Below are 20,610 nucleotides of genomic sequence, written 5' to 3'. Positions count from 1 at the left end.
CGATCTTCTCACCACCGTCCAGGTCATTACAGCCAGGGCGCGTGTAGTGTCGGTTTCGGCGACGGTGTAGGACGCGAGGGGCGGCGCTCATGGGCAAGCTCTACGAACGCATCGACGAGCGGCTTCGGGCCTTCATCGCGGCGCAGCCGATGTTCTTCGTGGCGACCGCCCCGACGGCCGGCGGCCACGTCAACGTCTCGCCCAAGGGCTACCGCGACACCTTCGCGGTCCTGGACGACCTGACGGTGGCCTACCTCGACCTGTACGGCAGCGGCTCGGAGACGATCGCGCACCTGCGCGACAACGGCCGGATCACCATCATGTTCTGCTCGTTCGACCGGCAGCCCAAGATCCTGCGCCTGTACGGCACCGGGCGCGTCGTACGGCCGGACGCCCCGGAGTGGGCCTCCCTCGCCGGCCGTTTCGGGGGACACCCCGGCACGCGGGCGGTCATCGTGGTCGACGTCGAGCGCATCGCCGACTCCTGCGGCTTCTCCGTGCCGTTCATGGAGCTCGCCGGGGAGCGGCCCCTGCTGGACGAGCAGCACGGCCGCCGGACCACCGAGGAATGGGCCCCGCGCATCGAGCGCAACGTCGCGAGCATCGACGGCCTGCCCGCCCTCGAGCCCGACCACCCGGCCCCGTCCGGCTCGGGCGTCAGCGCACGAGCCGAAGCGTGAACGGGTAGCGGAACGGCGTCCCCGCCAGCCCGAGCAGCGCGGCGACCCCGCACACGATCCAGCTGACGGCGTACGCGATCGCCCCGACGCCGAACGTCACGATCGTCAGGATCAGCAGCGTGAGCTGGAAGTTGAGCGCCGTCACGATGTGAGCGCGGACGTACGGCGAGCGGCGGGCGGTCGTGCACAGCATGACCAGCGGACCCAGGAAGAGCGTCGTGCCGCCGAGGACGTGCGCGAGCGCGGCCAGCACCCGCTGCTCGGCGGTCGGCTCACCGGCCGGCACCGGCACGGCGGGCGCCGCGGGCACCGGGGCCAGGTCCGCCAGGACCGCGTCCAGGTCGGCGCGCGTCCGCGCGGTCATGGCGAGGTGCAGCCGCAGGTCGAGTTCTTCCTTGTCGATGCGGCCTTCGGCGAAGGCCTGCTGCAGCCGGTCGACGATCGGCTCACGTTCGGTCGCGGAGACGCGCAGCGCGCCTTGCGGTACGGAGGTGGTCATGCCTTGATCGTGCGCCGCGCCGGCTTCCAGAACCATCGGGGAGACCCCTGATCGACCCCTGAGGCCAGCCCCCGTACGACGCGTCCGCCTCCGGGCGCAGCGCTGTCGGACGACGCATCAGTCCCTGGGCCCGGCGCTGCCGGACAACCCGAGCACCCGTCAGCCTCCGGGCCGGGCGCTACCGGTCGGCGCGCCCACGCCCGACGGTGCACCCGGCGTGGGGGCGGCGGGCGACCCGGGCGGCAGCGCGGGGCCGCCGGCGCCAGGCGACGCGGCCGGCCCTCGAGGGCCCTTCGGGTGGGATGCCGCCTGCTCGTGCGGGCTCTTCCGCTGGGGGACGGGCCCGTCGAAGTACACCTGACCGGGTTTGAGAGCACGGCCGCCGAACAGTTCCGGCACCGTCACGAACGTGAAGCCGCGGTGGGCCAGGCCGACCAGGATCTTGGGCACGGCGTTCACCGTCGTGGGATGGATGTCGTGCATGAGGATGATGCCGCCCGGCCGGGCCCAGCTCACGGCCCGGTGGGCGACGATCGCCGAGTTCCGGTCCAGCCAGTCGTTCGTGTCGACGCTCCAGAGGATCTGCGCCATGCCCATGTGGCGTGTCACCGCGGCGACGCGGTGGTTCGTAGCGCCGTACGGCGGGCGCATCAGCGGGGTTCCGCCGCCGGTGGCCCGGTGGATCTCCCCGAGCGTGCGCGTCAGCTGTGACCTGACCGCGCCGTCGGACATCGCGCTGAGCTGCGGATGCGACCAGCTGTGGTCGCCGATCGCGTGGCCCTCGGCGAGCTCGCGCCGCACGATCGCCTCCCGGCCGCGGATGTTGCCGCCGATCAGGAAGAACGTGGCCTTGACGTGACGGGCGGCGAGCATGTCGAGCAGCTTGGCGGTGTACGGGCCGGGGCCGTCGTCGAACGTGAGCGCGATGCACTTGACCTTGCGGCAGTCGACTCTGGGTCGCGCGGCGGCGGACGCGGCTCGCGGCGGCCAGGGCAAGAAGCCGAGGCGAGCGGTGAGGTCGGCCGGATGCGCGGCCGCTCCGGAGCCGCCGGTGATGCGGGGCCGCGACCGGAGGTCCGGCCTGGCGGGCGGCACGGCCACCACGGCCGGACCGGGACGGGCGGCGCCGGTCGGCGGACCCTGCGACGAGGCCGCCGTGGGGTGCGCCCCGACGCCGCTGAGCCAGCCCGTCCCCAGCACGGCCACGGCGATGGCGATGCCCTTGCGACCCGGCGTGACGCCCCCGCTGCCCCTCGACGGAATGACGAAGCCCACCAGACCCCCGATTCGCGATCTACGCACGACAGGGCACACCTTAATGCGATATTTGCGTTTGCGATCTCTAGTCGGTCAAATACCGACAAGCGCATGGTGCCATCGTTTGGAACCCTGCACGATGGGTCGGCGTTAGAGACGTGACGAATCGCGCGATCCGGCGCGGGCACCTGTCAGGCGACGGGTGAGAGGATCGCAACGGGTTCTTGGGGAGGACGACCGATGAAGTGGGGCGATCGCTTCGGGCTTCGCCGCTGGCGGGGGAACAAGGTGACCATTCTCGACCGGGAGGCGACGAACGCCGACATCGAGTCGCTGATGGCGTTCGCCCGCAGCCGCAGAGGCGTGGAGTTCTACGTCGAACCGGAGACGTTCGCCACCGACACAACGGCCGTGGCGATCGCCGCCGACGGTGAGTGGACCCGGCGCCGCGTCGGCTCCCCGCAGGTCATCCACAAGGTCGCCCGCGACCTGCGGCTCCCGGTGTACGACGTGCAGATCACCGGCTATCCGCAGCGCATGCGGGACTTCAACGAGCGCCGCAAACGCCAGGGCGGCGCCGCCTCACTCTGACCCGGGCGTCACACTCCCACGGCCACCGCGACACCGAGCAGGAGCAGCACGCCACCGGTGAGCATGCGCAGGCGTCGTTGGACGGCGGGCCTGTCGACCAGGGCCCGCCCCTGGTCGACGCCCCACGTGAACAGCAGGTACCAGCAGGTGTTCACCAGCGCCCAGACCGCCCCGAGCGTCACGCTGGAAAGGAACACCGGGCCTTTCGCCGTGACGAACTGCGGAAGCACGGAGACGGCGAACACTCCCGCCTTCGGATTGCCCAGGGTGGTGCAGAGGCCGGCCGCGTAGCCGCCCCACCGGTTCGCCCGCCGCGCGGGGGGCTCGTCCGTACGGGAGTCCCGTGCCGCCCGCAGAGTGCTCACTCCCAACGCGAGCAGCACGACCCCGCCCGTAATCCGGATCGCCCGGTATGCGGCTGGATTGGCCAGCAGGACCGCGGAGAGGCCGGCCGCGGCCGCGGTCGCCCAGATCAGCAGGCCGGTGGCGTTGCCGGCGATGCAGGCCCAGGCCGCGCGGCGACCGCCGCCGAGCGTCTGCCGGAGCATGAGGGCCTGGCCGGCCCCGGGCAGCATGGCCAGGAGCCAGGTGGTGACGACGAACACGGGCAGGTGAGCGGGCACGCGACAGCACACTCCACGGTCGGCGGGGGGGGTTTACGTCGCTCAGCCTGCCGCCCGAGATGGCCTCTAGAGAAGTTAGGACAGGAGCAGACTGTCTTAAGATTTGTGAATGCTCGCCGATCCCCGGCAACTCCGGCTGCTCGCGCTGATCGAACGCTACGGATCGCTGTCGGGCGCCGCCGACGTCCTGGGGCTCACTCCGGCCGCGGTCACCCAGCAGATCGCCAAGGCCGAGCGGGACTTCCGGGCCCCGTTGGTCCTGCGGGGCCCGCGAGGGGCGACGCTGACGACGGCGGGCGCGGTGCTGGCCGCGCGCGGGCGGGTCATCGACGAGGAGACGGACCGGGCGTCCGCCGAGCTGGCGGCCCTGCTCGGCCACCTGTCGCTGCGCCTCCGCATCGGCGCGTTCCAGGCCGCCGCCCTGCACCTGCTGCCCCCGGCGCTGACGGCGCTCCGGCACCGTCACCCGGACGCCGACCTGTCCGTCGCCGACCTCCTGTCCGAGCACGGCGTGGAGGAGGTCACGGCCGGCCGGCTCGACATGGCCGTCGTCGCGACCTGGGACGCCGACGTCGCCACGCCCCCGCACCTCTCGGTCCGCGAACTGCTGCGCGACCCTCTCGTGGTGGTGCTCCCCGACGACCACCCGCTCGCCCTCCAGCACCCACCACAGGCGCCGATCGGCCTGGAACGACTGCGTGACGAGGCGTGGGTCACGATCCTGGCCGGCCACGCCGCGCGGGCGCAGTTCGACCGGATCACGGCCGCGGCGGGCTTCACGCCGAAGATGAGGTTCCAGGCCGGGTCCTACGACGTCGCCCAGGCACTGGTCGGCACCGGCATCGGCGTCGCCCTGGTCTCCCGGCTCGCTCTCACCGGCGCGCCCGGCACCACCCACCGGGCGCTGGCCCCGCCCGCACCGCACCGCCGCCTCCACGCCGTGACCCCCGCCGACACCACGCTGACACCGCTCGTCGGCGAGTTCCTCGACCTCTTGCAGGACGTCGCCCGCGACATCGGCTCCACCTGGGATTGAGCCGTGCGGCGCGTCGCCCGCGAGTCCTGGACCCGAAGCCCGAGACGATGCCCGGCGATCCGGTGTCCAGGCCGACCGACACGCCCTCGCCCGCCCTCAAACGGACACGTCGTCGCCCGCCCTCAGACGGACACGTCGTCCCCCACCCTCAAACGGACACGTCGTCGCCCGCCTTCCGACGGAGGCGTCGTCGTATGCCGTGGACGGCGCCGGCTCGCGCGCCACTGATCCCGCTCGGCGGTGACCTGGTCGAATTTCTCCTGGCCGCGATGCACACAGTCAGCTCGCCTCGTCGAGTTGCTCTGGGGTGATGTCGAGCGGCACGGACCAGGGCGGCAGGCCGCTGACGAACAGCTCGTGCAGCAGCCGCGCCATGGAGTAGTGCGGGTCGGCGGCCAGCGCCCGGTCCAGCGCGAGGTTGGCCAGCGCGCCCTCGCCCGCCCGCCAGGCGGCGAACGCCAGCAGACTGGCGGGGCCGGCGACGTACGGCTCGGCCACCCGGCGCACGACGTCACGCCAGAGCCCGATGTGGGCGCCGATCTCGCCGTCGTCGATGCGGACCCAGGCCTCGTCGCGCACCCGCAGGTTGACGAGCAGCAGGCCCAGCCAGGCGACCTCGTCGTCGGTCGGCGGGGCACCGCCCGCCCGCGCGCGCTCGATGAGGAGCCGGACCAGCCGCACCCCCTCCTCGGCCACACGCCGCGACATCCCTCCCCTCGCCACCGACGCGCCCGCCGAGCCCACGGGCGCCGCCACGCCCGAACCCGCGCATTCATCGTCGCTCTCTGTACCTCGAGCGGTCTCGGACGCGGCGGCCTCGGCCCAGGAGGCCAGGCGATGCTCGGCCTGGAGGGTCGCCTGTCGCATCGCCTCACCGCCGATCGGCGCGATCATCCGCGCCAGTTCGTCGCGGTCGGGCAGGGCGACCAGGCCGCCGGCGATGGCCGCCGCGGCCACCACGCTGCCGCGCACGTCGACGAACGTACCCTCCGGCGGGCAGCAGGCCGGGTCGGTGCACAGGTAGGACCAGTAGCGGTCGTCCTCGACGCGCATCACCTCGCGGAGCCGTACGCCGTCGCGGGTGAGGCGGTCGCCGACCCGCTCGACGACGGGCGTGACCCGGGCGCCCGGACCGTAGCCGGCGAGGATGACGTCGTCGGGCCGGCGCCGCGTGATGAGGTCGGTGACGTGGTCGAGGAGCGCGTCCGAGGCCGTTAAGTCGAGCCGGATCGCGTATGTGCCGTCCATGCCGCCGCAGCACAGCACGACGACGCTGTCGATGGGGTGGAATCCGACGAGATAGGGGATGGCGGCGACGACGTCGGCGGGCGACCGGAGCCGCAGTGTGTTCGGTCTCATGACCACGAGCGTTCCGTGCGGACCCGGCCGGCCGACACCCCTCTGCCCCCGATTGTGGAAAACCGCGTGCGGCGGAGAGACACCCTGCGACGGGTGCATGGTCCGTGGACGACTTCGCGAAGCGCGTGATCCCGGAGCGCTCCGCCGCCGTCCAACCAAGAAAAGCCGTCTGGCGGGTGAAGGGGACACACCATGGACAGGCGCGTACGGACCGGGGCCGGTGTCTGCTGGGCGCTGCTGCCCTTCCTCACGCTCGGGCTGGCCACTCCGGCGGTGTTCGGATACGCGGCGATCCACCGGCGGACGGCCAGGTATTGGATCACCGCGGTGGCGTACCTCGCCCTGTTCGTCGTGATGCTGATCAGTTCGACGACACCGGAGGACTCGGCCGCCGGAGACTCGGTCTTCACCGTCGTGTTCCTGTTCGCGTGGTTCGGGGGGACGGTCCACGCGTTCCTCGTCCGTTCCCAGGTCTTCGCATCGCCGTCGACGGAGACGTTCCAGGACGCGATCGACCTGGCGGAGCAGCGCAAGGACATCCGGTGTCAGGCGCGGAGGGCCGCGCAGGACCCGGCGATGGCCTGGGAGCTGCGGATCGGGCGGCCGGACCTGCCCCGCCGCTTTGACGACGGCGGGCTGGTCGACGTCAACCACGTGCCGCCGCAGGTGCTGGCGTCGCTGCCGGGGATGAACGGCCTCGTCCACGACCTGCCGGATCGCCGCTGCGTACGAGAGCAGGGCACCGGAGTCGTCCTCCGGGACGTCGCCGAAGGTGTCGAGGCCGAATTCGAGGTCGGACATGGGGAGGGCTCCTTGGTTCGGGCACGGACGCCCGTACCGAGATGATTGATGCGTCAATTATGTACCATGTGATTGACATGTCAATCAGGAGGGCCGGATGACGGGAAGCACGGGCGAGCGCCAGAGAGTGTTGCCGACCGCCGAGGAGTTGCGCGTCTGGCGTGACTTCATCGAGACGGCGGAGGCACTCCGTTCCAGGCTCACGTCGCGACTGCAGAGCGAGTCCGCGCTGTCGCCGGGCGACTACGGCGTGCTCCTCGCGTTGAGCGAGGCGGACGGGCACCGGCTGCGCTCCTCCGAACTGGCGGCCGGCATCGGCTGGGAACGCAGCCGGCTGTCCCACCACCTGGCCCGTATGGAGCGGCGCGGCCTGATCCGCCGCGAGAACTGCACCACCGACAGCCGGGGGGCCGAGGTCGTGCTCACCGCCGAGGGCGCCGAGGCGTTCCGGTCCGCGTCGATTCCGCACCTGCGCGCGGTGCGTGAGCTGTTCATCGACGCGCTCACGCCGCAGCAGCTCACCGTGGTGGACGAGATCGCCGCGGCGCTCCGCGCGCACCTCGACGCGCCGCGCGGCCTCTGATCGCCCTTCGCGGCGCGGCACACTGAGTCGGGTGGAACTACACGAGGCCGTACATCTGTGGGAGCCCACGCCGGGGTACCTCAACACCGCGAGCTACGGGCTGCCGCCCCGTCCCGCTCTGGAGGCGGTCCGGCGGGTCCTCGGCGAATGGCAGCGCGGCGACGAGCCGTGGAGCTCCTGGGACGTCTCGACCGGACGGGCCCGGGAGGAGTTCGCCCGGCTGGTCGGCGCGGACGCCGACGACATCGCCGTGGGCGCCGCCGTCTCCCAGCAGCTGGCCCCGGTGGCCGCGTCGCTGCCGTCCGGCGCGCACGTCGTCGTGCCGGAGGCGGAGTTCACCTCGAATCTCTTCCCGTGGCTGGTGCAGGACCTGAACGTACGGACGGTGCCGCTGGAGAAGGTCGCGGAGGCCGTCGACGGCCGTACGGCGCTCGTGGCGTTCAGCGTCGTGCAGTCGGCGACCGGGGAGGTCGCGCCGGTCGACGACATCGTCGCGGCGGCGCGTGCGCACGACGCGCTCGTGGTGGCCGACGCGACGCAGGCGGTCGGCTGGCTGCCCGTCGACGCGCGGCGGTTCGACGTGCTCGCCTGCGCGGCGTACAAGTGGCTGATGGCCCCGCGCGGCGCCGCGTTCTGCTACGTCGCCCCCGCCGTACGGGAACGGATCCGTCCGGTCGCGGCCGGCTGGTACGCCGGTGAGGAGCCGAGCGGGGAGCCGCACGCGTACTACGGGCCGCCGCTGCGGCTCGCGTCGACGGCCCGGCGGTTCGACCTGTCGCCGGCGTGGCTCTCCTACGTCGGGGCGGCGCCCGCGCTGGAGCTCCTGGGCGCGATCGGGGTCGAGCGGATCCACGCCCATGACGTCGCGCTCGCCGACCGGTTTCTGGCCGGGCTGGGCCTGCCGCCGACGGGCAGCGCGATCGTGAGCGTCGACCTGCCCGGCGCCCAGGAGCGCCTGGCCGCGGCAGGAGTGCGCGCGGCCGTACGGGACGGCCGGCTGCGGGCGGCATTCCACCTGTACACGACCGACGCCGACGTGGACCTCGCCCTGAACGCGCTTACGTGAACGCCACGGCGGAGCCGTCCATGCGCACATGTATGACAAAAGGCCGAGTTGATCCCATATGTCCGAACGCTGGGCAATGAGCGGCAGATGATGCGAAGGTAACTGAAAGGTTTCGTCTGCTTACGGTGGTGATCGTCGGCGAATGCGCACACCCTACGACGAGAGACCATGGCTCCGCTTCTACGCAGACGGGGTTCCCGCCGACGTCGAGGTGCCCGACGTGCCGCTCACGCGGCTGCTCGACGCGTCGGCCGATCGCTTCCCCGGCCAGCGGGCGCTGGAGTTCCTCGGGCGCTCGATGACGTACGCCCGGCTGCGCGACGCGGTCGATCGGTTCGCGACGGCGCTCGCCGGGCTCGGTGTCCGGAAGGGCGACCGGGTGGCGGTGATCCTCCCCAACTGCCCGCAGGAGGTCATCGCCTTCTATGCCGTGCTGCGGATCGGCGCGGTGGTGGTTCCCACCAACCCGCTGTACACCCCGGATGAGCTGCGGTACCAGCTGACCGACTCCGGTTCCCGCGTGGCGATCGTCTTCGACAAGGCATACGACACGGTGCGCGAGGCCGTACCCGGTACGGCGGTCGAGCACGTCGTCGTCACCTCTCTCCCCGACTATCTGCCCTTCATCAAGCGGAAGCTGCTCAAGCTCCCGCTGGCCAAGGCGCGTCGGCTGGCCTCCGAGCTGAGCACCGAGATCCCCGAGGACGAGCCCGTCCAGTGGTTCGACGACCTGCTCGACGAGGCGTCCGAAGCACACCCGCAGGTGATGGTCGACCCGTTCCGCGACCTGGCCGTCCTGCAGTACACCGGCGGGACCACCGGCCGACCCAAGGGCGCCATGCTCACTCACCGGAACCTCGTCGCGAACGCCTTGCAGACCACGGCGTGGGATCCGGCGATCCGGCCGGGGCACGACGTCAATCTGGCGGTGGTGCCGTTGTTCCACGTCTTCGGCCTGACGTTCTGCCTGACCTGCACGATTCTCATCGGCGGAACGGTCGTCCTGATCCCGCGCTTCGACCTGGAGCTCGTTCTCGACGCCGTCCGCAAGCACAAGCCCACGCTGTTCCCCGGCGTCCCGCCGATCTTCCAGCAGCTCGCCGCGGCGCCGGAGGCGAAGAAGGCCGGGGTGGGCTCGATCCGCACCTGCGTGTCGGGGGCCATGAAGCTCGCCCGTACGACGGTCGACGCCTTCAAGACGGGGACGGGAGGGCACGTCATCCAGGGATACGGGATGACTGAAACGTCCCCGGTGGTCATGGCCAACCCCCTCGACGGCAACGCCCGGCACGTGTCCGTCGGCACTCCCCTGCCGAGCACGGAGGCGCAGATCGTCGACGAGAACGACCCCTTCCGTGTCCTCCCGGTGGGCTATCCGGGCGAGCTGATGGTGCGCGGCCCGCAGGTCTTCGCCGGGTACTGGGGCCAGCCCGCCGAGACCGCGCAGGCACTGTCACCCGACGGCTGGTACCGGACGGGCGACATCGGGATGATGAGCCCGGACGGGTTCTTCACCCTCATCGACCGCAAGCGCGACGTCATCATCGTCGACGGGTTCAACGTCTACCCCTCGGAGGTCGAGGCGGTCCTGCTCGCCCATCCAGCCGTGGAAGAGGCGGCCGTCATCGGCGTGCCGGACCCGGGCCATGGAGAGGCGGTCGCCGTGTACATCATCCCTGGGCAGTCGCACCGGCTGAGCCCGGATGAGGTGCGGGCGTACTGCGCGGAGCATCTCGTCGGGTACAAGGTGCCCACCTTCGTGGAGTTCCGCTCGTCGCTGCCCCGCAACATGCTGGGCAAGGTCCTGCGCCGGGTGCTCCGGGAGGAGAACGCGCTCTCTTGACCTCGTGAAGCCCGCGGCCTGTCTCAGCCGGCCGTGTCGAGACGGCGCAGCGCGGCCTTGACCTTCTCGGAGTCGAACGTCGTCCAGAACGGCGGCAGCGACGAGCGCAGGAATCCGCCGTAGCGGGCGGTGGCGAGCCTGGGGTCGAGGACGGCGACGACGCCGCGGTCGGTCATGGAGCGCAGCAGGCGTCCCGCGCCCTGCGCGAGCAGTAGCGCGGCGTGGGTCGCGGCGACGGCCATGAAGCCGTTGCCCCCGTGCGCGGCGACGGCGCGCTGCCGGGCCGAGGAGAGCGGGTCGTCCGGGCGCGGGAACGGGATGCGGTCGATGACGACCAGCCGCAGCGACGGGCCGGGCACGTCGACGCCCTGCCACAGCGACAGCGTGCCGAACAGGCAGGTCGCCTCGTCGTCGGTGAACTGCTTGATGAGCTGCGACGTGGAGTCGTCCCCCTGGCACAGCAGCGGGTGCGTGAGGCGGCCGCGCAGCTCCTCGGCCGCCTGCTTGGCGGCCCGCATGGACGAGAACAGGCCGAGCGTACGGCCCCCGGCGGCCTCGATCAGCTCGGTCAGCTCGGTGAGGTACGCCTCGGGCAGGCCGTCGCGGCCCGGCTGCGGCAGCCCCCGCGCGATGTAGAGGATGCCGCTGCGGGCGTGGTCGAACGGCGAGCCGACGTCCATTCCCGACCACCGCAACGGCCGTTCCCCCGCGTCCTTCTTCTCCGGCTCGTCGCCGTCCGGCGCCTCGGCGGCCTCCGCCGCTCCGTCCGTCGCGGCGCCGAGCGGCGGCAGGCCCCACTGCCGGGCCAGCGGCTCGAACGACCCGCCCAGCGACAGGGTCGCCGAGGTGAGCACGGTCGTACGGCGGCCGAAGAGGCGCTCGCGCAGCAGCCCGCCGACGCCGAGCGGCGCCACGCGGAGCGCGGTCGGCCGCCGCGAGTCCTCGTTGAAGGGCCGGTCCAGCCAGACGACGTCGTGCCGGGACGCCAGGTCGGTCTCGAACGTCTCCAGGAGCCGCCCTGCGGTGTCGTGGATCTCCTCCAGCGCCGTGAGCGCGGCCCGGCCCGCGCCGAGCCGTTCGGCGTCGTCCCCGGTGGTCTTCAGGGTGGTGCGCAGCGCGGTGGCGCAGGCGTACGCGGCGTCCCGGATCGGCAGCAGGGTCGCGCCGAGGGCCTGGGGCAGGACGTCCAAGCGGCCCGGCGCGGTGTCGGCGAGGATCGGTTGCAGCGCCTCCCCGGCCTCCTTGAGCCGGTCGGCGAGGTCGTCCTCGATGAGGCGGCCGCAGCGGCGCGCGGCGAACTCCACGGCCGACGCGGACAGCTCCGCCGTGGCCACGGAGGTGACCCGGTCGACGAGCTCGTGCGCCTCATCGATGATCGCGACGTCGTGCTCGGGGAGGACCTGGAACTCCTCCAGCGCGTCGATGGCCAGTAGCGCGTGATTGGTGACGACGACGTCGGCGTCGCCGGCCTTGTCGCGGGCGCGCTCGGCGTAGCACTCGGTGCCGAACGGGCAGCGCTGCGCCCCCAGGCACTCGCGGGCGCTGACGGCGACCTGGCGCCACGCCTGCTCGGAGACCCCGGGGACGAGCTCGTCGCGGTCGCCGGTCTCGGTGGTCTCGGCCCACTCGTGGATGCGCTGGACCTGCCGGCCCGTGGCGGAGACGGACTGGGCGTCGAAGAGGATCTCGTCCGGGTCGTCGGGCTCGTCGACCTGCAGCCGGTGCAGGCACAGGTAGTTGCGCCGGCCCTTGAGGATCGCGAACACCGGCTCGCGGCCGAGCAGGGGCGTCAGCGACTCGGCGAGGCGCGGCAGGTCGCGTTCGACGAGCTGGCGCTGCAGCGCGATCGTCGCGGTGGACACGGCCACGCAGGCGTTCTCGGCGACGGCGTGCCGGACGGCCGGAACGAGGTAGGCCAGGGACTTGCCGGTGCCGGTGCCGGCCTGGACGGCGAGGTGCTCCCCGGACTCGATGGCGTGGGCGACCGCCTCGGCCATCTTGACCTGGCCGGGCCGCTCGGCGCCGCCGACGCCGGCGACGGCCGCGGCGAGCAGGGGTCCGACGTCCGGAACGTCGGTTTTTTCAGAGGAGTCGAGGAGGTCGTCGGCCACCCGCTCAACGCTACCGGTCGACGCGGACCGTTCGCCGCCACAGCCACGCTTTCCCCAGGCGCCGCCGTCAGGTGCGCCCAGATGACACGGACCGTTCCCCGCCCTGGCCGCGCCCTCCCAGGCGACACGGACCGTTCGCCGCCGGAGCCGCGCCCTCCCAGGCGACACGGACCGTTCGCCGGCGGGGCCGCACCTTCCCAGGCGCCGCCGTCAGATGCGTCCGGGCGACACGGACCGTTCGCCGCCGGAGAAGCGCCTTCCCTGGGCGTCGCCGTCAGGGATGCTCGGCCAGGACCAGGGTGAGGAGACCGGGGAACGCCTCGTCGAACTCCGTGCGCCGCAGCCGGTTGAACCGGCGCGGCCCTTCGTCGCGCTGCTCGATCAGCCCGGCGTCGCGGAGCACCGCGAAGTGGTGGCTTCGGGTCGCCTTCGACACCGGCAGGTCGAAGGTGCCGCAGGCGCGGGTCCAGTCCGGCTGCCCGGCGAGTTCGCGCAGGATCGCGCGGCGGACGGGGTCGGCGACCGCGTCCAGGGCGTCCTGCAGCGGCACCTCGGAGGGATGCCGGTGCGTCAGCCCACGGGCCCGCGCGGACGGCTCGGACGGCTCGGTGTTCGATCCGCGTCGTACACTCATCTGGTCGACCTCCATCGAACACTGTAAGCGCTCGGCGCGACCCGCCGCCGTGGGCCCGTTCGCCATCCCCCGGTGAGCCCGCCGCCCGCCGCGGTTCCGCGTACGGGCCGCGGCGGGCGAGGCGCGGGCCCGGCTGCGGCGCTCGGCCGGGGATCGCCCTGCGCACGGGTCAGGCGCGGCGGGCGGCCAAGAACTCTCCCAGCCTGCCGATCGCCTCTTCAATGTCGTCGGCGTGCTGGAGCGTGACGATCCGGAGGTGGTCGGTCGACGGCCAGTTGAACCCGGTGCCCTGGACGACGAGGATCTGCTGCTCGTCCAGGAGCTCCAGCACGAACCGCCGGTCGTCCTCGATGGGATAGACCTCCGGGTCGAGGCGCGGGAAGACGTACAGCGCACCGGACGGCTTGGCGCAGCTGACGCCGGGGATCTCGTTGAGGAGCCGCCAGGCGCGGTCGCGCTGCTCGCGGAGGCGGCCGCCGGGAAGGATGAGGTCGTTGATGCTCTGGTGCCCGCCGAGCGCCGCCTGGATGGCGTGCTGGCCCGGCACGTTGGGGCACAGCCGCATGTTGGCGAGCATGTCGAGACCCTCGATGTAGGACTCCGCGTGCTCCGTCGGCCCGTGCACCACCATCCAGCCGGAACGGAAGCCACAGACGCGGTAGGCCTTCGACAGGCCGGAGAAGGTCAGGGACAGCACGTCCGGGGCGAGCGGCGCGATCGAGACGTGCTCGGCGCCGTCGTACAGGATCCGGTCGTAGATCTCGTCCGCGAGGATCAGCAGGCCGCGCCGCCGGGCCAGCTCGGCCACGCCCTGCAGCATCTCGCGGGAGTACACCGCGCCGGTCGGGTTGTTCGGGTTGATGATCACGATGGCCTTCGTGGCCGGGGTGATCTTGGCCTCGAGGTCCGCGAGGTCGGGCATCCAGCCCTGCGCCTCGTCGCAGAGGTAATGCACCGGCGTGCCGCCGCCGAGGGACACCGCGGCGGTCCACAGCGGGTAGTCCGGCGCCGGGATCAGCACCTCGTCGCCGTTGTTCAGCAGGGCCTGGAGGGCCATGACGATCAGCTCGGACACGCCGTTGCCGAGGTAGACGTCCTCGACGTCGAGCCCGGTGAACCCCTGCTGCTCGTAGTGCTGCACGACGGACCGGCGAGCGGACAGGATGCCCTTGGAATCGCTGTAGCCGTGTGCGACCGGCAGGTTGCGGATGACGTCCTGGAGGATCTCGTCCGGAGCCTCGAAGCCGAACGGCGCGGGGTTGCCGATGTGCAGCTTGAGGATCCGGTTCCCCTGTGCCTCCAGCTCCATGGCGCGCTTGAGAACCGGTCCTCGGATGTCGTAGAGGACGTTGGCGAGCTTGTCCGACTGGCTGACCTGCATGGGGACACCCTAACGGGGCGCCCCCGCGGCCGTCGTGGGGATTACCGGGCCGCGCCCGTGCCGCCCGGGCACCGTCCCCGGGCGGCACACGGCGGCTCCGGTCAGGGATCCGAGACCTCGACCTTGATGAACCGAGGTTGGTAGAGCTTGATGTCGGCGTAGAGGTCGTCGGGATTCATGCTGTTGATGTTGTAGGAGATCGTCAGGGTGGCGCCGAAGCGGAAGGCGCCGCTGGACAGGGAGTCGTGCGACTTGGCGTTGTAGGTGAAGACGTTGCCGTTGCCGTAGTCACCCCACGGGCCGCCTTCGGTGGTGGTCCACAGCTGGGTCGGTGCCCCGAACGGGCCGCTCGGCGAACACCCGCTGTAGAGCATGATCTTGCCGCTGAACGCCTCGCTGCTGTCCTGCGTCACGAGGTAGTCCTCATCCAGCGTGGAGACGCTGAACTCGTTGCTCACCGGCAGGTAGTTGCCGGTACCGGCGATCATCTGCCGGGCCGACCACTCCTCGGAGGGCATCCAGTCCCCGTGCTCGTCGAGGTACTGCCAGCTGCCGGTGTCCGACAGGTCACGGCCTGGGACACGGGCGATGTGCAGGTACTTGTAGACGCCGGTCGGGTCGTCCACGGGCCCCGTGTGGACGTCTTCGACGCCGTAGATGTACGTGTACGGCTCGTTGACGTCCTCGGTCTCCCTGATCGAGGTACCCCAGGCGATGCCGTGCTCGGAGGGCATGCGCTTCAGCCAGATCGGCGCGGTGAGGTTGTCGTTCTTGAAATCGGCGAGGACGTTGCTGTCCCAGCCCCAGTCCCACTGGCCGCTGCCGAACCGGCGGTACTTCTGGTAGATGATCTGGAGGTCGCCCTTGCTGTTGTGCGGCGCCCCGGCCCAGAACCAGGTGTCGGACTCCGCCGGGGGCATGTTGGGCACCGGGGCGGCCTTCGTGCCCTGATAGTGCGTGGTGAGGCCGCTGCTGGTCTCCTCGACGATGGAGTTGTTGATCATGGGCGCGCTGCGCGGCCGGGTGTCGTCGCTGTTGACCGGCGGGAAGAAGGTGTCGGAGAAGATCCACAGGCGGCCGTGGCCGTACAGCCCGCCGAGGGAGTAGGTGCCGTCTCCGCCGGTCCATCCGTCGTTCTGGTGGGCGTAGTTGTAGAACATGTTCGTGTGGGCGGTGTCGCGCTCGACCGACGTGACCTTCTTGGTGGTCAGCGTGCACGTCTTGCGGCTTTCCGCGCCCATGTAGAGAAGCTGGTTGGGGGAGCCCGCGCCGATGTCGGTCAGCCGGTCCTCGCTGGCGTCGGCGATCAGCTTGCCGCGGACGTCGGCCGGGCTGAGCCCGGCGGGCGTCAACGCCGCCGCGCCGGTGACCAGCGGTGCGGCGAAGGAGGTGCCGCTCTTGCTGGTGTATCCGGAGAGGTTCTCGTAGTCGGCGACGAGCATGTTCTCGCCGGGGGCGAAGAGGTTGATGCAGCCACCGACGTTGGTGCCCGTGACGCGGGCGTCGTTCCTGGTGCTCGCGCCCACCGTGATGGTCCCGGGGGTGGCCGCCGGCGAACGGTTGCACGCGTCCTCGTCCTGGTTGCCCGCCGCCACCACGTAGGTGATCCCCTTGGCGATCGAGGCGGAGACGGCGTCGTCGAGTTCCGAGCTGCGCGGCACGGTGACGCTCATGTTGACGTACGACCCCTTGGGGGCGTTCTGGGTCACCCAGTCGACCCCGCGCATCAGCGTGAGGGTCGACCCGCTGTCGTCCGCGCAGCCGACGACCTTCACGTCGACGATGGCGGCGGCCTCCGCCGCGCCGACGTTGTTGCCGGCGGCGACGCTCGCCACCGCGGTGCCGTGGCCGTTGCAGTCGGTGTCCTTGCCGTCGCCGGTGGTGTTGGTGCCGAAGGTGACCCGTGACGAGGTACCGAACTGGAACTCCTTGTGAGCCCTGGCGATCCCCGAGTCGATGACGTAGATCTTCCGGGTGTTGCCGTCGGTCGCGAAGGAGTAGCTGTAGCTCAGCGGCCGGTCCCGCTGGTCGATGCGGTCCAGACCCCAGTTGAGCGGGTTCTGCACCGTGTAGGTGTCGTCCTCCAGTGCCGCCTTCTGGTTCTGCTCCACCCGTTCCACCGCCGGGTCCTGGGCGAGGAGACGGGCCTGGGCGTCGGTCATCCGGACGTCGAACCCGGAGACGCCCTGGTAGACGTGGCCGACCTTGCCGTGATAGCGCGCGGCGAGGTCGCCGGCCATCGGCGCGCGGCCTCTCTTCTGAAGGTCGGCCGTCGGGCGGAGGGTGACGATGTACTGGCCGGTCACGCCCTTGCCTGCCGCGGCGGGCACGAATCCGGTCCGCTGGGCCAGGGGCTTCTTCGCGTCGGTAAGGCGGGGCTTGGCCGCCGGCCGGCGCTTCGCGGCCGGCGGAGCCGCGTTGAACCGGTTGCGGGCGCCGTTGCCCGCCGGCACCGGCTTGCGGGCATCCGCTCCCGCCGGGATCGCGGTGGCGGAGAGGGTCAGGAGGATGAGGGCTGTGAACAGGGCACGGAACGCGGGGGGTCTTCCCACCGGACCTCCACAAGATCATTGATCATGCTCGCCGCAATTTAACCCCTCGGTGTTTCCGACCCGGTTCGTCAGCCCCTCCGACTTCGGGGCGTTGGCGGCAAACTCTGCCAAGCAAGCGTTCGAAGCGGACTTCGACGGCCTCGGCGACCGCCGGTCAGGAGTCTCCCGCAGGGCACCCGCCGGTGCGCGGCTGTCAACTTCAGACGAATTTCGGCGTGCGACGGCCTCGCTTCGGCGCATGCGCGCCACGCCCTCGTACAGTGCCGTGCGCAACGGCGCGGCCGACTCCGACGACCCCGCCGGTCACCATTTCTGCCAGTAGTACAGGGCCTGCTCGACCATGTGGAGCGGCGCCCAGCCGTCCTTGGTCTCGTGCGTCCCGGGCCGCGTCGACTTCCAGTACCAGAGGTGGTATCCCTGCCGGGCCGGGTGGCCCGGGTCGGGGCGCAGAGCGACGCCGCCGTGGCTGAGGTGCTCGTCTTCGGCGTAACGGACCTTGTGGCCCGCCTTCATGCCGAGGGCCGAGGAGGTGGGTACCTTGGTGTCGGCGTCCGAGCCGATCAGCGTCCAGTCGGTGCCCTGCGTGGACTGCGGGTTCTGCCCGAGCCAGCGCAGCAGGGCGCCGCCGTCCTTGCCCTGCATCTGCTTGCACTCCAGCGAGGTGCAGCCGCTGTGGAGCTTCCCGGCATGCGGGCTGTCGAGCGTGGCGACGTTGGCGATGTACAGGCGGGACGGGAAGCCTTTCACGTGCTTCTGTACGCCGGTCAGCGCCGCCCGTACGACCAGGCCGCCCATCGAGTGGCCGACCACGTCGACCGACCGGCCGTACCGCGTGTCACGGTCGTAGACGAGCCAGGCGAAGGTCCGGCCGAGCTCCTTGATGGAGGTGTTCGGGGTGTGGCCGCTCCGGCCGGGCACCGAGACCCCGCAGTGCCGGTCGCCCTTGTAGTAGCCGACGGTGTAGAGGGCGCCCTTCCAGCCGTCGCGCTTCAGCGACCAGAGGGCGGCCCGCCAGGTCGAGGCGCAGTCGTTGTCGCCCTTGGTGCTGACGCCGTGCACCAGATAGACGCGAGCGGTGCGGTTGTCCGTCCGCTTGGGCACCCCGGACGCGACCTCGTGCGCCGCCGCCCGGGCCCGCCCGGGCGCCCCGCAGCCCGAGGCCGTCAGCCCGGCGACCGCCGCGCCCGCCACGGCGACCCTCACCATCTTCGATCCGCCGGATCCGCCCCGCATGTGCTCCCCCGGTTCCCCTGCCGTCACCGGTCGACGGCCGCGTGATCATATCGCCCGCTATCCGGCAAAGGTGGCCGAAACAGCTCGGCCACCGGTCCGTCCACGTGACCAGGAGCGGGGCCGCCTCACGGGTGCCTCATGGGTGCCTCGCGGGGGCCTCATGGGTGCCTCGCGGGGGCGTCTCACGGAGATGGATCAGGGCCCGCGACGATCACCGTCCCGTGGTCCGGGCAGCGTCCGACGGTGACGCCGGCGGCCCCTCCGGGACGACGGAGCACAGCACCGGCCGCCGGCGCAGCGCGTTGATCAACAGGGCGCCGTCCTCGGTCCCGGCGTGGTAGCGCCGCCACAGCAGGTGCGGTCGTCCGCAGGACGGTGCGGTCGCCGCGAAGTCGCCGAGACGGGGATCGTGGACGAGCCGTGCCGCGGGCCGCCACCCGGCGGTCTCCGCCGCGTCACGCCGCAACCACTGACCCACGATCCGGGCCGCCCGGCGCCCGTCCAGGGTGGCCCGGTCTTGTACGCCGGGTCCAATAGTGTGATCGGCGCAACAAACAAGCAGGCTTGATTGCATGTTTGTCGGCGTCTACCGTCGAGGCATGTCAGTGACCAGCCGCCGACGTCACGGCCGGGTGCCGCGCCGCGCTCCCCGTACGCAGGAGGAGCGGCGTGCGGAGACCCAGGCCCGCCTGCTCGACGCGACGGTGGAGTGCCTCGCCGAGCTGGGCTGGTCGAGCACCTCGACGACCGAGGTGGCCCGCCGCGCCGGCGTCTCCCGGGGCGCGCAGCAGCACCACTACCCCACGAAGATGCTGCTGGTCGCGGCCGCGCTCGAGCACCTGCTGGAGCGCCAGCGGCTCGCCTTCGAGCGGGCGTTCGCCGCGTTGCCGGCAGAGCGCCGCAACGTCGAGGGCGCGCTGGACCTGCTGTGGGAGATCTTCCGGCAGGCGCCCGCGCTGGCCCTCATGGAGCTGGCGATGGCGGCCCGCACGGACGAGACGCTGCGCGAGCTGAGCATCGGCATCAACGAGCGGATCATCCAGGTCATCCTCGAGGAGTTCCAGCGGCTCTTCCCGGAGTCGGTGGACGAGGGGACCGCCGGGACGCTCATCCGGACCGTGTTCGCCATGTTCGTCGGGCTGACGCTGCAGAACTCCCTCGACGACGACGCCAACGGCCACCAGGCGGCGGTGCTGACACAGGTCAAGAGCCTGGCCCGCCTGCTCATCCCCTGAGGGAGGAGTCATGCCCAATCCCCCGAGCAAGACGTTGGACGAGGAGATCCACGCGACGGCCTCGGACCGCGCGGCCTACACCAGTGTGATCGAGCGCCTGTCGAAGGCGTCGGTCGACAAGCACTGGGACGCCTACGCCGACATCCCCTGGGGCGACCCGGACTTCGCGGTCGATCCCGACGATCCCCGCTGGATCCTGCCGCCGGTCGACCCGCTCGGCCGTACGGAGTGGTACCGCTCGCAGCCCCCGGGCGTGCAGTCCCGGATCGGCCTGTGGCGCGTGGCCACGATGATGAAGATCGGCCTGCAGTTCGAGAACCTGCTCAAGCGCGGGCTGCTGAGCTACGCCTACCGGCTGCCGAACGGGTCCCCGGAGTTCCGCTACGTCCTGCATGAGACGAGCGAGGAATGTCAGCACGCGATGATGTTCCAGGAGTTCGTCAACCGGACGAAGATGCCCATCCGCGGCATACCCAAGGCCCTCGACCTCCTCGCCCAGGTCGTCCCGCACGTCCCGCGGATCTCGACGGAGCTGTTCTTCATCTTCGTGCTGGGCGGCGAGGACCCCATCGACTACGTCCAGCGAAAGACGATCAAGGACGGCGACGGGCTGCATCCGCTGCAGGACACGATCATGCGGATCCACATCGCCGAGGAGGCGCGGCACATCTCCTTCGCCCGCCACTACCTGCGGCACCGCGTGCCCGCGATGCACCCCGCCCGCCGCCGGGCGCTCGCCGTGGCCACGCCCCTGGTCCTCGGCCGGATGGCGCGGATCATGCTCACTCCCCCGGGTCCGATGGTGAAGTACTTCGGCATCCCGAAGGAGGTCGTCCGCGAGGCGTACCGCACGGACGCCTGGGCCGCGGAGCTGAAGAACTGCGTCGCCAAGGTCCGCGACCTCGCCGCCGAGCTCGGCCTGCTGAACCGCGTCAGCACGCGGGTGTGGAAGGTCGTCGGCCTCTGGGACACCCCGAAACCGCGCCGGGCCCGAGCGGCCCGCTAGGGGGTGCCCGGTGGATCTACGTCCGGCTGCGCGGCGTCCAGAGCGCGCCTCGCCGCGTTGTCGTCGGTCGGCAGCCAAAACCAGGCTGCCTCCCTCCTCCGCCTTGCGAGGCGCACTCTG

Annotated in this window: 19 protein-coding genes; 9 read left to right on the top strand and 10 right to left on the bottom strand. The window is 71.5% G+C overall.

The annotated features are described in order from the left end of the window. Positions 1–89: 89 nt before the first annotated feature. A complete protein-coding gene (locus ABEA24_RS21720; protein ID WP_345432802.1) occupies positions 90–680 on the top strand; it encodes a pyridoxamine 5'-phosphate oxidase family protein in 591 nt (196 codons plus the stop codon). Here ABEA24_RS21720 and ABEA24_RS21715 read toward each other — a convergent pair. Next, a complete protein-coding gene (locus ABEA24_RS21715) occupies positions 658–1,179 on the bottom strand; it encodes a DUF1707 and DUF4870 domain-containing protein (protein WP_345432801.1) in 522 nt (173 codons plus the stop codon). The two genes, ABEA24_RS21720 and ABEA24_RS21715, sit on opposite strands and share 23 nt — an antisense overlap. A 159-nt stretch (positions 1,180–1,338) precedes the next feature. Beyond that, positions 1,339–2,481, bottom strand: coding sequence for a polysaccharide deacetylase family protein (locus ABEA24_RS21710; protein WP_345432800.1), 1,143 nt, complete (start codon positions 2,479–2,481; stop codon positions 1,339–1,341). A 195-nt stretch (positions 2,482–2,676) separates the two neighbouring features. Between ABEA24_RS21710 and ABEA24_RS21705 the strand changes: the two genes are divergently transcribed. Continuing rightward, positions 2,677–3,027, top strand: a complete 351-nt coding sequence (locus tag ABEA24_RS21705) for a hypothetical protein (protein ID WP_345432799.1) — start codon at positions 2,677–2,679, stop codon at positions 3,025–3,027. An 8-nt stretch (positions 3,028–3,035) separates the two neighbouring features. On the opposite strand, the gene ABEA24_RS21700 is transcribed toward ABEA24_RS21705, so the two are convergent. After that, entirely contained in the window at positions 3,036–3,650 is a 615-nt protein-coding gene (locus ABEA24_RS21700; RefSeq protein WP_345432798.1) for a LysE family translocator, read from the bottom strand. Positions 3,651–3,759: 109 nt separating this feature from the next. On the opposite strand from ABEA24_RS21700, the gene ABEA24_RS21695 reads away from it, so the two are divergent. Next, positions 3,760–4,686, top strand: coding sequence for a LysR family transcriptional regulator (locus ABEA24_RS21695; RefSeq protein ID WP_345432797.1), 927 nt, complete (start codon positions 3,760–3,762; stop codon positions 4,684–4,686). Positions 4,687–4,965: 279 nt separating this feature from the next. On the opposite strand, the gene ABEA24_RS21690 is transcribed toward ABEA24_RS21695, so the two are convergent. Beyond that, positions 4,966–6,045: a DUF4192 domain-containing protein gene (locus ABEA24_RS21690; RefSeq protein ID WP_345432796.1), complete on the bottom strand. Its 1,080-nt coding sequence runs from the start codon at positions 6,043–6,045 to the stop codon at positions 4,966–4,968. Between the two features lie 192 nt (positions 6,046–6,237). Between ABEA24_RS21690 and ABEA24_RS21685 the strand changes: the two genes are divergently transcribed. From ABEA24_RS21685 to ABEA24_RS21670, 4 genes are all read left to right on the top strand, one after another. Next, entirely contained in the window at positions 6,238–6,891 is a 654-nt protein-coding gene (locus ABEA24_RS21685) for a helix-hairpin-helix domain-containing protein (protein ID WP_345432795.1), read from the top strand. A gap of 52 nt (positions 6,892–6,943) precedes the next feature. Next, on the top strand, positions 6,944–7,429 hold the full coding sequence (locus ABEA24_RS21680) for a MarR family winged helix-turn-helix transcriptional regulator (protein ID WP_345432794.1): 486 nt from the start codon (positions 6,944–6,946) through the stop codon (positions 7,427–7,429). 31 nt (positions 7,430–7,460) lie between these two features. Then, entirely contained in the window at positions 7,461–8,495 is a 1,035-nt protein-coding gene (locus ABEA24_RS21675) for an aminotransferase class V-fold PLP-dependent enzyme (RefSeq protein ID WP_345432793.1), read from the top strand. 142 nt (positions 8,496–8,637) lie between these two features. Further along, positions 8,638–10,338 carry an AMP-binding protein gene (locus ABEA24_RS21670; protein ID WP_345432792.1) on the top strand — a complete coding sequence of 567 codons (1,701 nt, stop codon included), beginning with the start codon at positions 8,638–8,640 and terminating at the stop codon, positions 10,336–10,338. Between the two features lie 23 nt (positions 10,339–10,361). Here the strand turns inward: ABEA24_RS21670 and ABEA24_RS21665 are convergent, their stop codons facing one another. From ABEA24_RS21665 to ABEA24_RS21640, 6 genes are all read right to left on the bottom strand, one after another. After that, positions 10,362–12,449 carry an ATP-dependent DNA helicase gene (locus tag ABEA24_RS21665; protein WP_345432791.1) on the bottom strand — a complete coding sequence of 696 codons (2,088 nt, stop codon included), beginning with the start codon at positions 12,447–12,449 and terminating at the stop codon, positions 10,362–10,364. Positions 12,450–12,723: 274 nt separating this feature from the next. Next, positions 12,724–13,083, bottom strand: a complete 360-nt coding sequence (locus ABEA24_RS21660) for an ArsR/SmtB family transcription factor (protein ID WP_345432790.1) — start codon at positions 13,081–13,083, stop codon at positions 12,724–12,726. A 169-nt stretch (positions 13,084–13,252) separates the two neighbouring features. After that, positions 13,253–14,464, bottom strand: coding sequence for a pyridoxal phosphate-dependent aminotransferase (locus ABEA24_RS21655; RefSeq protein ID WP_345432789.1), 1,212 nt, complete (start codon positions 14,462–14,464; stop codon positions 13,253–13,255). A 101-nt stretch (positions 14,465–14,565) separates the two neighbouring features. After that, complete coding sequence (locus tag ABEA24_RS21650) at positions 14,566–17,016, bottom strand: S8 family peptidase (RefSeq protein WP_345432788.1); 2,451 nt, start codon at positions 17,014–17,016, stop codon at positions 14,566–14,568. A 303-nt stretch (positions 17,017–17,319) separates the two neighbouring features. Then, positions 17,320–18,222: an esterase/lipase family protein gene (locus tag ABEA24_RS21645; protein ID WP_345432787.1), complete on the bottom strand. Its 903-nt coding sequence runs from the start codon at positions 18,220–18,222 to the stop codon at positions 17,320–17,322. Between the two features lie 238 nt (positions 18,223–18,460). Continuing rightward, positions 18,461–18,715 carry a hypothetical protein gene (locus tag ABEA24_RS21640; RefSeq protein ID WP_345432786.1) on the bottom strand — a complete coding sequence of 85 codons (255 nt, stop codon included), beginning with the start codon at positions 18,713–18,715 and terminating at the stop codon, positions 18,461–18,463. A gap of 133 nt (positions 18,716–18,848) precedes the next feature. Between ABEA24_RS21640 and ABEA24_RS21635 the strand changes: the two genes are divergently transcribed. Together ABEA24_RS21635 and ABEA24_RS21630 are read left to right on the top strand one after the other, a co-directional pair. After that, positions 18,849–19,484: a TetR/AcrR family transcriptional regulator gene (locus ABEA24_RS21635; RefSeq protein WP_345432785.1), complete on the top strand. Its 636-nt coding sequence runs from the start codon at positions 18,849–18,851 to the stop codon at positions 19,482–19,484. 10 nt (positions 19,485–19,494) lie between these two features. Beyond that, the gene (locus ABEA24_RS21630; protein ID WP_345432784.1) at positions 19,495–20,490 is read left to right on the top strand and encodes an AurF N-oxygenase family protein; all 996 of its coding nucleotides are present in this window, start codon (positions 19,495–19,497) and stop codon (positions 20,488–20,490) included. The last annotated feature ends 120 nt before the right edge of the window (positions 20,491–20,610 follow it).

This window comes from Actinoallomurus vinaceus (assembly GCF_039542055.1).
GTDB lineage: Bacteria > Actinomycetota > Actinomycetes > Streptosporangiales > Streptosporangiaceae > Actinoallomurus > Actinoallomurus vinaceus.
This window is presented reverse-complemented; position numbering and strand designations above follow the sequence as displayed.